This is a genomic window from Halorubrum pallidum (assembly GCF_055380345.1).
Map to the genome: position 1 here is coordinate 1,238,644 of NZ_AP043945.1, position 13,322 is coordinate 1,251,965.

The window sequence follows — 13,322 nt, forward strand, 5'->3', positions numbered from 1 at the left end:
ATCACTCGACTTCCAGCCACGGGACCTCCATAAGCGGGGGGATGTGCGTCTCGATGTGATGCTCCCAGACGCCCTCCTCGCCGAACGCCTCGCCGTGATCGGCCGTCACGACGACGGTGCCATCGAGCTCCTCGACGAGTTCGGCGACGGATTCGAGCGCGATCCGGAGGTTCTCCTCGTACAGCCGCAGCGCGGTGACACGAGTGCCGTCTTTCACGAGGTCTGTCGGGTCGAGTTCCAGCCACAGGCCGGCCTTCTGGGCGAACTCGCTGTCGTCAAGTCGGCTCTCGATCTTCGGCCGGATCGAATCGCTGAGCGACGAGAGCAGGCCGTCATCGTTGTCTCCGGCGTCGTCGCCGCCTTCCGCTTCCTCCTCTTCCTGTCGTTTGATCCCCTTCTGGATCTGTTTGAGCTTCTGCCCCTTCCCGCGCGAGAGGTAGGGGGCGTGCGGCTGCATGTAGTGGAGGACGGTCCGGTCGGCGGCCTCGACGGCCTCGGAGTTGTTCCGGAACGCCTCGGCAAGCCCGTCGGGCGGGACCGTGCCGAGGTCCTCGTCCCAGCCGGTCTTCCAGACGTCGTGGATGTCGCTGATGTGCTCGGAGGCGGTCCACTCGTAGTCGCAACTCGCGCCCCACTTCAGCTCGTTCAGGGGGATTCCCAGATCGTTGATGAAGGGGTTCCCGGAGAAGTAGGCGATGTCGTGATCGCCGGTGAACGTCCGATAGGCCCACTCGGGCGTCGACGAGCCGACGCTCCAGCGCTTCTCCAAGTCGCCGTCGAGGTACTCGTCGTACACGTCCTCGAACACGTCGTAGCGACACGCGTCGAGGACCAGACAGTAATCCCACTCCGACTCGAGGAACCGCTGGTCTTCCATAGGTCGTGCGCTCGTACCCGGCCGACGGTTGTATTCTTATTGGTACGGCCGCTCGCCACCAGACCCGCCTGACTACCGGTTCGTCCGCCGGTCGCGATCAGACGTTTCAAGTCCGATAGCGTCGCAGGATGGTCATGGACCGGAATCCCCGGCGCGGGCTGATCGTCGGCGGCCTCGCGGCGCTCGGGATCCTCGCCGTGCTCTTCGTCGTCGTGGGGGCCGGCCGCGTCGTCGACACGCTCGTCGCCGCCGACCGTCGGCTGGTCGCCGCGACGTTCGGGCTCGCGCTCTGCTGGCTGGTCGCGTGGAGCCTCATGCTCCGGACCGTGCTCGGGTCCCTCGACGTCTCGCTGTCGGTTTTCACCGCGTTCCTCGTGTACGCCGGCGCGGTGTTCGCCAACAACGTCACGCCGTTCGGACAGGCCGGCGGCGAGCCGGTCGCGGCGGCGCTCATCTCGCGCGTGTCCGGGTCGCGGTACGAGACGGGTCTCGTGGGGATCGCGAGCGTGGACGTGCTCAACGTCGTTCCGTCGATATCGCTCGTCTTCCTCGGCGTGGGGTACTACGCGACGACAACCGCCGTCGGCGAGCGTCTGAGCGTCGCCGTCGCGGTCGCCGTCGGACTCATCGCTGCCATCGTGAGCGTCATCGGGCTCGCGTGGCGATACCGGCGCGGCGTCGTCGCCCGCTTGCCCGCCGGCGTCGCCGGCGTGCTCGGTCGGCTGGACCGGTTCGATCCCGCGGCCCTCGAATCCCGGCTCGCCGCGCGGCTTCGGAACTTCTTCGAGGACATCGGGCGCGTCGGCACCAGCCCGGGACGGCTCGCGGCGGCCGTGGGGCTCTCGCTTTCGGGGTGGGTCTTTCAGGCGGCCGCGCTCACGGTCGCGTTCGCGGCGGTCGGCCACGAGATCTCGCCCGCGATCCCGATCTTCGTCGTCCCCTTGGCGTACGTCGCGGGTGCCACGCCGCTTCCGGGGGGGCTCGGTGGGATCGAGGCCGCGTTCGTCGCGCTGCTCGTCCCCACGACCGGCGTTCCCGCGTCGACCGTCACCGCGGCCGTGCTCGTGTTCCGCGGGGCCGTCTACTGGATGCCCGTCGCCGTCGGCGGCGTGTCGGCGTCGGCGCTCGGCGTTCGAGCGATGCGATGACCAACCTGAGGGCTTCGTGGTCCGGGGTCTCTAGACGTAGCCTTCCTCGACGAGCAGTTCGCCGTTCAGCAGGGAGGCGCCGGCCGCGCCGCGGATCGTGTTGTGCGCGAGGCAGTTGTACTTCGCGCCGTTGTCGGCCGTCTGGACTCCGCCTGCGACGATACCCATCCCATCGGCGTACGTCCGGTCGAGACGCGGCTGCGGGCGCTCCGGCTCGTCGTCGCCGAACACCTTGATGAGCTGGTCCGGCGAACTCGGCAGGTCCGCGCTCTCGAACGACCGCATCGCCTCTCGCAGATCCGCCGGCGTCGGGTCCTCGGAGAACTCCGCGAACACGTTCTCCAGGTGACCGTCCAGCGTCGGGATCCGATTACAGGAGGCTGCCACCTCGGCGTCGTGGAGGTGCACCTCCGCGCCGTCGAACTCGCCGAGCAGCTTGCGCGACTCCGTCTCCATCTTGTCTTCTTCGCCGCCGATGTGCGGGATGGCGTTGTCGATGATCTCCATCGAGGTGACGCCGGAGTAGCCCGCACCGGAGACCGCCTGTAGGGTGGAGACGTGGACGGTTTCGAGGCCGAACTCGTCGATCGCCGCGAGGGTCGGAACCATCGTGATCGTCGAGCAGTTCGGGTTCTTCACCAGCGCGCCGTCCCAGCCCCGCTCGTCGCGCTGAACGTCGATCAGATCGAGGTGTCCCGGATTGATCTCGGGGATCGTGAGCGGCACGTCCGCCGCCATACGGTCGTTCGAGGAGTTCGACGAGACGACGTACCCCTCCTCTAGGAAGTCGGGTTCGACCTCGCTCGCGACGCCCGAAGGAAGCGAGGAGAAGAGCAAGTCGACGTCGGCGTCGGCGACGCCGGCGGGCGTGGTCTCTGCAACCTCCATCTCCGCGACATCGGCCGGGATCGGCGTGTCCACGCGCCACTTGGCGGCTTCGCGATAGGTCTTTCCGGCGCTCTCCTCGCTCGCGGTGACCGCGGTGAGATCGAACGTCGGATGATCGTCGAGCAACTGGATGAACCGCTGTCCCACCGCACCGGTGGCACCGAGGATTCCGACTCGTACAGACATTGCACGGGAGTCAGTCACAGGGACGTAAGTGCGTTCGGATACGCGCCGATTCCGCCGGTCGCTTACAGAGAGGACTTAACTATTCTCACACGAGTTGTGCAGTATGACCGACTTCGGCGCGCTGTCGATCGCCCCGCCCGTGCTCGCGATCGTGCTGGCGATACTCACGCGAAAGGCCGTGTTGTCGCTGTTTCTCGGTATCTGGTCGGGCGCGGTGATCGTCACCGGTGGGCTCGGGATCGTCCAGACGTTCGAGTGGATCGTCGCCGCGATCTCCGACGAGTTCCAGGCGACGATCCTCGTGTTCACGCTCCTCCTCGGCTCCGGCGTCGCGATGGTGTGGAACCTCGGCGGCACGGCGGCGATCCGGGAGTGGGCGCTGGCGCGTCTGGACAGCCAGCGGAAGGCCGGCCTCGTCGCGTGGGGGCTCGGCATCGTCCTCTTTTTCGACGACTACGCGAACACCGCCATTGTCGGCTCGGCGATGAAGGACGTCTCCGACCGCCTCCGTATCTCCCGCGAGAAGCTGTCGTACGTCGTCGACTCGACGGCGGCACCGGTGGCCACGCTTGGGATCTCCTCGTGGGTCGCCTTCCAGCTCTCGCTGATCACGGAGGGGTACGAGTCCGCGGGCGTCGACGCCGCCAACCGCCCCGGCACGTTCGAGGTGTTCGTCTCGTCGATCCCGTTCAACATGTACGCGATCTTAGCGATCGTGATGGTGCTCGTGATCGTCGGAACGGGCCGCGACTACGGCGAGATGCTGACCGCCGAACACCGATCGTGGACCGCGGGGAAGGTCACCCGCGACGAGGCGGTACCGATGCAAGACGTCGCCGGCGAACTGGGTGATCCGCCGGCGTCGACGCCGCGGCTCGTGAACTTCTTCGTCCCCGTTGCGGTCCTGATCGCGGTCACGCTCGCGACTGCCCTGTGGTCGGGCGAATTCTCGCCGGTCGGCTTCGCCGGCGACCTTGTTTCCGGCGAGTTCGGACCGGCGGGCCAACGGCTCTGGGACGCGGCGCTTGACGCCTCCTACGAGGTGGCGCTCATGATCGGCTCGTTCGCGATGGTCGCGAGCGGGTTCGCGCTCGGGAAGGCGTACGACGTCTTCGGCGTCGGCGACGCGACGGAGTACACTATCGACGGGTTCGGTATCATGCTCACCGCGGCCGCCATCCTCACGCTCGCGTGGGGGATCGGCGAGGCGATCGACGCGCTCGGGACGGGCGACTACGTGGCGACGGTGGCGGTCGGCTCCGTCTCCCCCGCGCTGCTGCCCGCGCTGGTGTTCGTCGTCGCGGGCCTCATCGCCTTCTCGACCGGAACCTCGTGGGGAACGATGGGTATCGTCACCCCTATCGCGATCCCGATCGCGTGGGAGATAAGCGGCGGCGGTGCCGCGGGACACACCCTCGTCGCCGCGATGGTTGGCGTCATCTTCTCCGGGGCGATCTTCGGCGACCACAGCTCGCCGATCTCGGACACGACGGTCCTCTCCGCGACGTTCACCGGTGCCGACCTGATCGACCACGTCCGGACCCAGATCTACTACGCGGTCACGGTCGCCGTCGTCGTCGTGCTGCTGCTGGTGGTCTGGGGACACACGCGAGTGACGCCCCTCGCGTTGCTCCCGCTCGGCGCGCTGTTGCTCGCCGGCCTCGTGTACGTCCTCTCGGAGGTCGACGCCGCCCGTCGCGGGATCGATCCGGTGTCGGTACGCGAATCGCAGACCGACGACGACGACGCGGTCGTCGTCGCCGGAACCGAACAGGACGACTGAGACGGGAGCGGGACGGACCAATTAAGTCCGCTCGGCGGCTATCGCCGTATGCGCGCCCTCAAGTCCCCGCCCGAGTATTCCCTGATGGGAGCGATGACCGCGCGGAGAACCCAGGCGCGCGACATGTGATCGCACACGCGATCCGCCCGTCGCCGCGCAGGCGACCGCCCGCCACGAGGGTTTCCCGGTCGACGCGGCACGCCGCCGGAGATGAGACCGGACGTTAGTGTCGCGGGCGTACATTTCAAGTATGCTATCAGCACCAACGGCAGTTTCACAGCCAGTTTCGACTCACGTATTCGAGCGTCACGTCGGACTGGTCGATATGCTCGGAGAGTTCGTGCACGACATCTCCTACTTCTCGGGCTGAAAGCGTCTGATCCTTCTGAAAGAGGATTCCAGCAGTATCTTCGATGTCGATCTGAGTAAAGAAGTCGTCATCTTGGGTGAGAACGAGACGGTTCGTCTCGCGTCCGTACGCAGCGATCGACCTATCGTCGGTGCCGAGATCGAGTTCCGCCACATCGCCGATCCACTCGACATCGTGACCGAGTTTCCGCAGATAATTGATCGTCGCCTGCTCGACGTTTTCGTCAGCGAGAATGCGATACCCCATCAATCACGCACGTCGTCGGGATCTGTCGTCAGGTGGTCGTGCTCTTCGATCGCGGATTGCCGCCGGCGTTCGGCCGTACGCATCTCTTCGGGATGGTCGTGGTAGTACGTGAGCGCTCGATAGACATCAGCCACGTCTAGATCGTGGCGATCGGCGACCGTTCTCGGGTCGAGCTCCCGCTCTTCGATCTGTTCTTTGATGAACTGAACAGTAATCCGTCTGCCTTCGAGATGCGGTTCGTCATGAAGTTCCTGTACGATACGTCTCGTCACCTGGCTCATACAGTACGCTACGCCGCCACTATACTTGAACGTCTGGGCCGGGATTCACCCCGTTTTCATTTCCACCGGCCCTACTCGTAGAAACTCGCCCGGTAGTGTCGCGGGCGTACATTTCGACGATTCGCGTAGCGATTCTCGCTGCCAGTCTCGGCTCAGAGTATGAACGTGACGATCGCCAGTACGACGAAGATTATGACGAGCCACTTGGCGATCGCCATGCTCATCCCGGCGACCCCGCTGGCACCGAGGACCGCCGCGACAAGCGCGAGGACGAGGAAGAGAACTGCAAGGCCGATCAGATCCCCGCCGAACTGCAGAGGTACCTGCACGACTCCGCTGTGAACCAGTTGAGTGAGGCTCATACTCCACCGTCCGTCTGCATCCGTTTAGTTAAGCGAACGCTATCGGATGTTGCGGGCCGTCAATTCGAGTCTTCGATCACCGATATGCAAACCTTTAGACGATCCACGTGAGTGGAACCTGGGGATGGGAGCGCTGTCTCGTCCGGGATCGCTCCTCGTCCGGACTCTCTCGGACATCCGCGATGACGGACCGGTGTCGATCCTGCTCGTCGTGTCGCTCGGCTGGTTCCTCACGCTCGGTGTCCGGATAGTCTACCCGGCGCTGTTGCCGCAGGTGACGGCCGAATTCGGCGTCAGCAACGCCACGACCGGCGTGTTCATCGGGGTACTCTGGACGACGTACGCGCTGTTGCAGTTCCCGGGCGGCGCGATCGCCGACATCGTCGGCGAGCGACTGGTGCTCACCGGCAGTATCCTCCTCTCCGCCGGCGCGGTGGGCGTGATCGTGCTCTCGACGACCGTCGAGACGTTCGTGCTGGCGACGGTGCTTCTGGGTCTCGGTACGGGGCTGTTCGGGACGACGCGGCTCACGGTCATCTCGGCGCTGTTCGACCGGATGCGGACGACCGCGATCAGCGTGAACCAGGCCGCCGGGAACGTCGGAAACGTCGTCCTCTCGGCCAGCGCCGGATTCGTGAGCGTTTACCTCGGCTGGCGATGGGGGTTCGGATTCCTGCTGCCCGTGATGCTCGCGTGTGCGATCGGGCTGTGGATTGCTCTCCCCCGGCGGGCCTCAACCGCGACCGGCGACGAGTCGTTCCGGCAGACGATGCGCAAAGTGGCGGCGTCGGTGCGGCGGCCGTCCGTGCTTGCCGTCACGGCGCTGCTCTCGCTCAACATGTTCTTATACCAGAGCGTGACGGGATTCCTGCCGACGTACCTCGTCACCCAGAAGGGGATCGATCCCGGATCGGCGGCGACGCTGTACAGCCTGTTCTTCGCGGCCGCGATCGGCGTGCAGTTCCTCTCCGGAATCGTGGCCGATCGCCGGGGGAACCGCGTCGCGATAGTCGCGTTCATCGGACTCAGCGTCCCCGGGTTCGTCCTGCTGACGGTCGTCGAGACGTTCCCGGCGCTGGTCGCCGTCACCGTCCTGTTGAGCTTCCTCCTCGGCGCGATGCCGCCCGTCAACGCGGCGGGTCTCGCGTCGCTCCCGCCGGAGATCCAGGGCAGCGGGTTCGGACTGCTCCGCACCGGATACATCGCGTTCGGGGCGCTCGGACCGCCGGCAGTCGGGGTCTTGGCGGACGCGGGACGGTTCGACGCCGCGTTCCTCGCCCTCGGCGTCGTCGCACTCGTGACGAGCGTGTGGGCGATCGTGTTCGAGCGGGTCGGCCGCGTCCTCTCCTAGATTCGGTCGTCCGCGCTCACCGCGGTCGTCCGCGCTCACCTCCCGTCTCGGAGGATCAGCGGTTCGATGGCGAGTGTCCGCTTCGCGAGCGTGAGGACCCTGAGCAGGTAGGAGACGAACAGCACGAACGGCAACAGCGTGACGGCGAAGGCACCGGCTACCACGACGGTGATGTGGTCGACGCCGAGCGTGCTGCCCGGGAACGTCCCGGCGTCGACGACGGCGAGCATGACGCCCGCGACGAGCAGCGCGGGCACGGCGGCGTAGAGGATCAGCCGAGAGAGGTCGATGAGCGCCCACTGGAAGTACAGTGTCTTGATGTGTTCGCGGGCCGGCCCGAACAGCGACAGCGACTCTCGAAGTTCTCCGAGCACGTCGCGCTCCGCCTCAGTGAGCCGGTCCCCGTGATCGGCTTCGAGACGGTCGATCCGATGGATCTTCCGCCCGTAATTGAAATCCAGCGCGGCGAACACCACGTCGAACGTACCGAACCGAGCGCCGTCGAGACGCTCGCGGGCGGTGTCTGCGTTGCCGGCGATGGCCCGAGCGAGTTCTCCGGCGTCGTCGAGGAACGCGTCGTCGCGCCCGTCGGAGGCAGAGATGGACGCGCGAAGCGTCTCCGATCGGTCCGTCGCGGCACCGAGAAGCGCGTCGAGGAACTCCGCCGGGTCCGTCGGACTCGGTGATCCGGTGAGGGAAGCGACGGACTCGCGCACGTCCATCGCACCGTCCATCCGCTCGCGTTGGTCACCGAGCGGCCCGTTCTCCTGCGTGAGAACGAGCTGACCGATCGTGACGACGAGCGTCGCGCCGGTGACGATCGCCGTGATCATCGCCGAAAACATCGTCTCTATCACGTCGCTCGCCGCGACCTTCTCCGCGAGCGACGGGGAGAACGCGGCCGCGAGGAGGACGAATGCGGCGAAGACGACGAGCGTCAGCGTTCCGGCGACGACGAGCCGGTTCGCCCGCAGGAGCAGCCAGAGCTTCAGCGAGTTCTCGCCGGCGCGGTCGCGCATCGTGTTTTCGGTGCTCTCGTCGGCGTCTCCGTCGAACGCTCGTCCGCTCCGGTCGGCCGCATCCGCGTCGTCGGTCATCGCGGCTCGACGCGCACCGAGAGATCGTCGACGTAGTGCGTCGCGTCCGCCTCCCAGATCACGGCCGTGCCGACGGCGAGGTGAAGCACGTCCGTCGACAGCTCCGGGGTCGTCCACTCGAAGGCGTACTCCCGCCAGCCGTCGGAGAGCCACAGCGCGTCTCGGAGCCCACCGTAGGGAGTCTCACCGAGATCCGTCGTGTTGAGTCCCGGCTGCGGGAAGTCCTCCTCAGTCTCCGGCGGCTCGGGGGCCAGCCGCATCAGGGCGTGTCGGATCGTGTTGAACGACTCGGACTCGCTCCAGAACTGACCGGTCACCTCGATCCGGTACGACCCGCCCGGTTCGACGGGAATCGGATGAGACGCCCAAGTGACGCCGTCGTCGTAATCGCCCTGATTCCAGATCCGGAGCGACCGATCTCCGGACTTCGCCACGGCGTCGGAGACGCCGAGTTCCCAGTCGAAGTCGTCGATGTCGACCTCGGGACCGATCGCCGCACCCGACTCCCAGTCGCCGATGCCGTCTTCGAACCCCTCCTCGAAGACCTGATCGTCGCGTCCGCCCACACAGCCGGCGGCCCCGAAGACGCCGACCGAGGCACTCGCCCGCAGCAGATCGCGTCGTCTCATTCCGCCTCCGATTTCCTCATGTCAGATGTTACACCTCGGAGCCGACATAAGTACACGGTCAATTATCGCATCATTCGGACACGTGCTCTCGACTCCGATCGGTACTCCGTGGGCCGCTTTTATTACCGCCGTTCGAGAACTCTCGGACGCATGATTCCGGGAGCGTCGGTCGTTCCGTTCGCTATCATCGTGCTCACGGTGATCGGTCTGTGGATCGGCGCTCGCGCCCTCGTCGACTCGACGGTACGGATCGCCCGGCGGTTCGGCGTCAGCGAACTCACTATCGGACTGACGATTGTCGCGATGGGAACGTCGACGCCGGAGTTCGTCGTGACGGTCGACGCGGCGCTGGCGGGACTCGGCGAGATCGGCGTCGGTAACGTCGTCGGCTCCAACATCTACAACCTCGCGTTCATCCTCGGGGCGGTGTCGCTGCTGCGGGTCATCCCGGTCGAGCGCTCGCTGGTCCACCGAGACGGGGTCGCGCTGGTGTGCTCGACGCTGGTCGGGGTCGCGGTCCTGTTCGACCGAACCGTGACCGGTGTCGAGGGTGCCCTGTTGGTCGGGCTGTTCGTCGCATACACGGCGTACCTCGTCCGCGACGAGCGCACGGCGCACTCGATCGAGACGGCGTACACCGACTCTCGGGTCACCGGCGCGGTCCCGACCGGATTCTCGCACCGGGCCCGCGACGCGATGCTGCTCGTCGGCGGACTGGCTCTCGTGCTGGTCAGCGGACACTTCATGGTCGAGGCCGCATCGGCGATCGCGCGAGCGGGCGGCGTCTCCGATTGGGTGATCGGCGGGACGATCGTGGCGGCGGGGACTTCGACGCCGGAACTCGCCGTCTCGCTCGTCGCGATGCGACAGGGTCACGTCGGGATGTCCGTTGGAAACGTCGTCGGGAGCAACGTGTTCAACGTGCTCGGAATCTTAGGGATCGCGGCGATGCTGCAACCCCTTGCCGTCGGCGAAGCAGCGATCGAGAGTCTCCTCTGGCTGACCGTGCTCACAGTTCTCATGGTCGCGGCGCTGTGGTCGGGCCGGCGGCTCTCCCGCTCCGAGGGAGTCCTCTTCGTCTGTTCGGAGCTGGCCCGATGGGTGCTGGGTCTCCTTCGAATCTTCGGGTGACCGCGTCGACGTCCGGAGTGTACCCGCTGCCAGCCGAGTCGGCATCATCGAACGGGTTCCGCGCGCTCGGTAACGGTCTCGTTCGATGCGAGACCCACTCGGCGGTTGCCGTCCGTGCCGAGGCGGTTGCGGCGGGAGTCGATATCCGAACCGTTATCGGACGCCGCATCAAGGTACACCCCAGTCGACGCATGAACCCGATCTTCCTGACCCACGTCGCCGTCTTCGCGATCTCAGCGGTCGCGTGCGTCGCGGCGGTTCCCCGGGCGCTGCAGATACGGCACCCCGAGACGCGGGAGGGGTTCGTCGCGCTGTTGCTCGCGGTTGCGCTCTGGGCCGGCGGTTACGTCGGGTATCTCGTCGTCCCCGGAGAGGCGGTCAAGACCGGATTCTACATCGTCGGGTTCGTGTTCGCGCTGCTCGCGGTCGGCGCGTGGCTCTACTTCTGTGCCGCCTACACTGGTCGGTCGCCGCGACACGCCCCGTACCGGCGAGCCGCGGTCGGCGTGTTCACCGCGACGACCCTGTTGAAGCTCACGAACCCGCTCCACGGACTCTACTTCACGACGATATGGACATCCGAGCCGTTTCCTCACTTAGCGATCCGACACGAGTTCCTCTACTGGGCGGTACTCGGGCTCTCGTACGCCGTCATCGCCGTCGGCTTCTTCATGCTTCTCGAGCAGTTCTACTACGCCGGTGCCGACAGCCGACCGCTCATCGCGCTCGCGGGCATGACGGCCGTCCCGACCGCGGCGACGATAGTCGGCGACGAAATCTCGTGGCTCCTCCCGCTGCTGTACGAACCGCCGTGGGTAGCGCTGTTCGCGCTCGGGACGCTGTTCGTCTACTTCCACCGCTTCGAGACGATCCGGTTCGCCGCCGAGAGCGACGATGCGGCGGTGTTCTTGGACCAGGCCGGTCGCATCCGAGATTACAACCGCGCCGCTCGGCTCCTGTTTCCGTCGCTCAAGGGATCGATCGGAACGCCCCTCGACACCGTTTTACCGCGTTTCACGGGCGACTCCAACGCCGACGTGATCGAGGTCAAGATGGGTGACACAGACGACATGCGACGCTTCTATGAGATCTCGAGAAACTCGTTCACCTCCGGCGGCGCAACGGGCGGAGAACTCCTCACGATCGACGACGTCACCGACCGGGAGCGGTACCGGCTCCAGCTCGAAGAGCGCACGGAGCAGCTCGAAGCGCTGAACCGCGTGGTCAGACACGACATCCGGAACGATATGGCCGTGATACGAGGGTGGTCGGAGACGCTCCGCGATCATGTCGACGCCGAGGGACAGGACGCCCTCGATCGCGTGCTGCGAAAGTCCGATCACGTGATCGAACTCACCGAGACCGCCCGGGACTTCGTCGATTCGCTCACGGGCGACGCCGTCCCTCAGGTAAAACCGATCGACCTGCACGAACTCGTCGAGGGGGAAGTGCAGGCGGCTCGCGACTCGTACCCCACCGCCGAGTTCCGCCTGGTCGGCGATCCGCCGCGAGTGGCGGTCCGCGCGAACGAGATGCTCTCGTCGGTGTTCCGGAACCTCCTGAACAACGCCGTCCAGCACAACGACGCCGACACGCCACGGGTGACGGTCGCGTGCGAGGAGGGCGACGGCCGCGTCCGCGTCCGCGTCGCTGACAACGGCCCGGGAGTCCCCGACGAAGAGAAGACGGAGATCTTTGGGAAGGGCGAACGCGGGATCGACAGCGCCGGGTCCGGTATCGGTCTGTACCTCGTGTACGTCCTCACCGACCAGTTCGGCGGCGACGTGTGGATCGAGGACAACGATCCCCGCGGTGCGGTGTTCGTCGTCGAACTCCCGCTCGCGGAGACGGTGCCGGATGAGCCGAGGGAGCCGGATCCCGTTCGGACGGCCGAGACCGCGTTGGATCGAACCAGCGATTCGGCGTAGCAGACGAATTTCCCGCGGTGTATCGTTCATCGATGACGCACACGCACCGTGTGGAGGTGTCCGCGATAAGCACAACGGCTATTGCCGTGTAGCCGAGAGAACCGGTCCAATGAGGCTCTCGACGCTTCTCGTCGCTATCGGCATACTGGTGTTCGTCCTCCCACTGCCGGGAACGTTCGTCCTCGGTGCGATCCTCATACTCGCCGGGATCGTCGCCCGCCTGCTCGGTGCGTGATCCCGGCTCCGATCGACGCACAACGCTGACTGCCCGTCGTCACTCCCCTCCGCAAAAGGTCCGGGTGCGAGAATCGAACCCGCGTCTCAGCCTCCACAAGGCTGAAGGATAGTCCACTACCCTAACCCGGACACGCACCCTCACGTACCCCGTTTCGACTGATAACCGTTACGACTCGTGGCAGTCCCTGCGAGTGACTCTCTCGGATCAGGGGCTCGACCGCTCCCGGTTCGCGTGTTGATCGGTACCCGCGGGATTCGCTGTCCGTCCGAGAACCGTCCCGAACCGACCGCACGGTTTTAGGCGCGCGACGGCGTACTCGGGCGTAACCCGTGGCGTTCACCGACAAGATATACGTGAAGAATCATCGGCAACTCGCCTCGCAGTTGGAGACGAGCATCCCGAAGGGGGCGTTCGCCGGCGCGACGCTCGATATCCTCTACAGTGGCGACGGCCTCTCGAAGCTCGATTCGACCACGCGAGATCGCATTCTCGACTTCGCGGAGGACTTCCTCGATTGCGACTGCGACGCCAACCCCTACTGCGGCTGTCCCGAGGAGAAGTTCATGCGGTACGTCCTCGAACTCCGCGCCGAGGGGCTCGGCCCGCAGGCGATCGTCGACGTGATGACAGACGACTACATGGTGTACGCGTACACCGGCGACGTGCTCTCGTTCCTCGACAATTCCGTCCGGAGACTGGAGGCCATCGAGACGCTCGCCGGCGTCGAGGGCAACGGAGACATGTCCGATCGGGCGCGGCGAGCGAAGCGCGAGCTGTCGGGCTGAGGTGACCCGTTCGCCGTTCTCG

General features: G+C 66.0%; 14 protein-coding genes and 1 tRNA gene. 7 read left to right on the forward strand and 8 right to left on the reverse strand.

Annotated elements, in window-relative coordinates; translation table 11 throughout:
- Position 1 precedes the first annotated feature (1 nt).
- A complete protein-coding gene (locus ACZ45C_RS07965; protein WP_460558245.1) occupies positions 2 to 877 on the reverse strand; it encodes a hypothetical protein in 876 nt (291 codons plus the stop codon).
- 134 nt (positions 878 to 1,011) lie between these two features.
- Here ACZ45C_RS07965 and ACZ45C_RS07970 point away from each other — a divergent pair, with 134 nt between their 5' ends.
- The gene (locus ACZ45C_RS07970) at positions 1,012 to 2,025 is read left to right on the forward strand and encodes a lysylphosphatidylglycerol synthase transmembrane domain-containing protein (RefSeq protein ID WP_460558247.1); all 1,014 of its coding nucleotides are present in this window, start codon (positions 1,012 to 1,014) and stop codon (positions 2,023 to 2,025) included.
- Positions 2,026 to 2,055: 30 nt separating this feature from the next.
- On the opposite strand, the gene asd is transcribed toward ACZ45C_RS07970, so the two are convergent.
- On the reverse strand, positions 2,056 to 3,099 hold the full coding sequence (gene asd / locus ACZ45C_RS07975) for an aspartate-semialdehyde dehydrogenase (RefSeq protein ID WP_460558249.1): 1,044 nt from the start codon (positions 3,097 to 3,099) through the stop codon (positions 2,056 to 2,058).
- Positions 3,100 to 3,202: 103 nt separating this feature from the next.
- Here asd and ACZ45C_RS07980 point away from each other — a divergent pair, with 103 nt between their 5' ends.
- On the forward strand, positions 3,203 to 4,882 hold the full coding sequence (locus ACZ45C_RS07980; protein WP_460558251.1) for a Na+/H+ antiporter NhaC family protein: 1,680 nt from the start codon (positions 3,203 to 3,205) through the stop codon (positions 4,880 to 4,882).
- A gap of 274 nt (positions 4,883 to 5,156) precedes the next feature.
- Here the strand turns inward: ACZ45C_RS07980 and ACZ45C_RS07985 are convergent, their stop codons facing one another.
- The 3 genes from ACZ45C_RS07985 to ACZ45C_RS07995 form a co-directional block, all read right to left on the reverse strand.
- A complete protein-coding gene (locus ACZ45C_RS07985; RefSeq protein ID WP_460558253.1) occupies positions 5,157 to 5,498 on the reverse strand; it encodes a DUF5615 family PIN-like protein in 342 nt (113 codons plus the stop codon).
- Complete coding sequence (locus tag ACZ45C_RS07990) at positions 5,498 to 5,779, reverse strand: DUF433 domain-containing protein (RefSeq protein ID WP_460558255.1); 282 nt, start codon at positions 5,777 to 5,779, stop codon at positions 5,498 to 5,500. Before ACZ45C_RS07990 ends, ACZ45C_RS07985 begins: the two co-directional genes overlap by 1 nt.
- Before the next feature lie 152 nt (positions 5,780 to 5,931).
- Positions 5,932 to 6,141: a DUF1328 family protein gene (locus ACZ45C_RS07995; protein ID WP_460558257.1), complete on the reverse strand. Its 210-nt coding sequence runs from the start codon at positions 6,139 to 6,141 to the stop codon at positions 5,932 to 5,934.
- A 124-nt stretch (positions 6,142 to 6,265) separates the two neighbouring features.
- Here ACZ45C_RS07995 and ACZ45C_RS08000 point away from each other — a divergent pair, with 124 nt between their 5' ends.
- Entirely contained in the window at positions 6,266 to 7,492 is a 1,227-nt protein-coding gene (locus ACZ45C_RS08000; protein ID WP_460558259.1) for an MFS transporter, read from the forward strand.
- 35 nt (positions 7,493 to 7,527) lie between these two features.
- Here the strand turns inward: ACZ45C_RS08000 and ACZ45C_RS08005 are convergent, their stop codons facing one another.
- Both ACZ45C_RS08005 and ACZ45C_RS08010 read right to left on the reverse strand, forming a co-directional pair.
- On the reverse strand, positions 7,528 to 8,589 hold the full coding sequence (locus ACZ45C_RS08005) for a DUF7972 family membrane protein (RefSeq protein ID WP_460558261.1): 1,062 nt from the start codon (positions 8,587 to 8,589) through the stop codon (positions 7,528 to 7,530).
- Complete coding sequence (locus tag ACZ45C_RS08010; RefSeq protein WP_460558263.1) at positions 8,586 to 9,218, reverse strand: hypothetical protein; 633 nt, start codon at positions 9,216 to 9,218, stop codon at positions 8,586 to 8,588. The genes ACZ45C_RS08005 and ACZ45C_RS08010 overlap by 4 nt, the downstream gene beginning before the upstream one ends.
- A gap of 150 nt (positions 9,219 to 9,368) precedes the next feature.
- Here ACZ45C_RS08010 and ACZ45C_RS08015 point away from each other — a divergent pair, with 150 nt between their 5' ends.
- The 3 genes from ACZ45C_RS08015 to ACZ45C_RS08025 all read left to right on the forward strand — a co-directional run bounded on the left by ACZ45C_RS08015 (position 9,369) and on the right by ACZ45C_RS08025 (position 12,512).
- Positions 9,369 to 10,349 carry a calcium/sodium antiporter gene (locus tag ACZ45C_RS08015; RefSeq protein ID WP_460558265.1) on the forward strand — a complete coding sequence of 327 codons (981 nt, stop codon included), beginning with the start codon at positions 9,369 to 9,371 and terminating at the stop codon, positions 10,347 to 10,349.
- Positions 10,350 to 10,540: 191 nt separating this feature from the next.
- Positions 10,541 to 12,277: a sensor histidine kinase gene (locus ACZ45C_RS08020; RefSeq protein WP_460558267.1), complete on the forward strand. Its 1,737-nt coding sequence runs from the start codon at positions 10,541 to 10,543 to the stop codon at positions 12,275 to 12,277.
- Between the two features lie 109 nt (positions 12,278 to 12,386).
- The gene (locus ACZ45C_RS08025) at positions 12,387 to 12,512 is read left to right on the forward strand and encodes a hypothetical protein (protein ID WP_460558269.1); all 126 of its coding nucleotides are present in this window, start codon (positions 12,387 to 12,389) and stop codon (positions 12,510 to 12,512) included.
- Positions 12,513 to 12,570: 58 nt separating this feature from the next.
- Here the strand turns inward: ACZ45C_RS08025 and ACZ45C_RS08030 are convergent.
- Positions 12,571 to 12,643: transfer RNA gene (locus tag ACZ45C_RS08030), tRNA-His, on the reverse strand.
- Between the two features lie 201 nt (positions 12,644 to 12,844).
- Here ACZ45C_RS08030 and ACZ45C_RS08035 point away from each other — a divergent pair.
- A complete protein-coding gene (locus ACZ45C_RS08035; RefSeq protein ID WP_460558271.1) occupies positions 12,845 to 13,300 on the forward strand; it encodes a DUF5814 domain-containing protein in 456 nt (151 codons plus the stop codon).
- The last annotated feature ends 22 nt before the right edge of the window (positions 13,301 to 13,322 follow it).

Excerpts from the sequence above, each read along its gene's own strand:
- ACZ45C_RS07985 (WP_460558253.1), bottom strand. The coding sequence starts at position 5,498 with ATGGGGTATCGCATTCTCGCTGACGAAAACGTCGAGCAGGCGACGATC.
- ACZ45C_RS08000 (WP_460558259.1), top strand. The coding sequence starts at position 6,266 with ATGGGAGCGCTGTCTCGTCCGGGATCGCTCCTCGTCCGGACTCTCTCG.
- ACZ45C_RS07990 (WP_460558255.1), bottom strand. The coding sequence starts at position 5,779 with ATGAGCCAGGTGACGAGACGTATCGTACAGGAACTTCATGACGAACCG.
- ACZ45C_RS07965 (WP_460558245.1), bottom strand. The coding sequence starts at position 877 with ATGGAAGACCAGCGGTTCCTCGAGTCGGAGTGGGATTACTGTCTGGTC.
- asd (WP_460558249.1), bottom strand. The coding sequence starts at position 3,099 with ATGTCTGTACGAGTCGGAATCCTCGGTGCCACCGGTGCGGTGGGACAG.
- ACZ45C_RS07995 (WP_460558257.1), bottom strand. The coding sequence starts at position 6,141 with ATGAGCCTCACTCAACTGGTTCACAGCGGAGTCGTGCAGGTACCTCTG.
- ACZ45C_RS08015 (WP_460558265.1), top strand. The coding sequence starts at position 9,369 with ATGATTCCGGGAGCGTCGGTCGTTCCGTTCGCTATCATCGTGCTCACG.
- ACZ45C_RS07980 (WP_460558251.1), top strand. The coding sequence starts at position 3,203 with ATGACCGACTTCGGCGCGCTGTCGATCGCCCCGCCCGTGCTCGCGATC.
- ACZ45C_RS08020 (WP_460558267.1), top strand. The coding sequence starts at position 10,541 with ATGAACCCGATCTTCCTGACCCACGTCGCCGTCTTCGCGATCTCAGCG.
- ACZ45C_RS07970 (WP_460558247.1), top strand. The coding sequence starts at position 1,012 with ATGGACCGGAATCCCCGGCGCGGGCTGATCGTCGGCGGCCTCGCGGCG.
- ACZ45C_RS08005 (WP_460558261.1), bottom strand. The coding sequence starts at position 8,589 with ATGACCGACGACGCGGATGCGGCCGACCGGAGCGGACGAGCGTTCGAC.
- ACZ45C_RS08010 (WP_460558263.1), bottom strand. The coding sequence starts at position 9,218 with ATGAGACGACGCGATCTGCTGCGGGCGAGTGCCTCGGTCGGCGTCTTC.
- ACZ45C_RS08025 (WP_460558269.1), top strand. The coding sequence starts at position 12,387 with ATGAGGCTCTCGACGCTTCTCGTCGCTATCGGCATACTGGTGTTCGTC.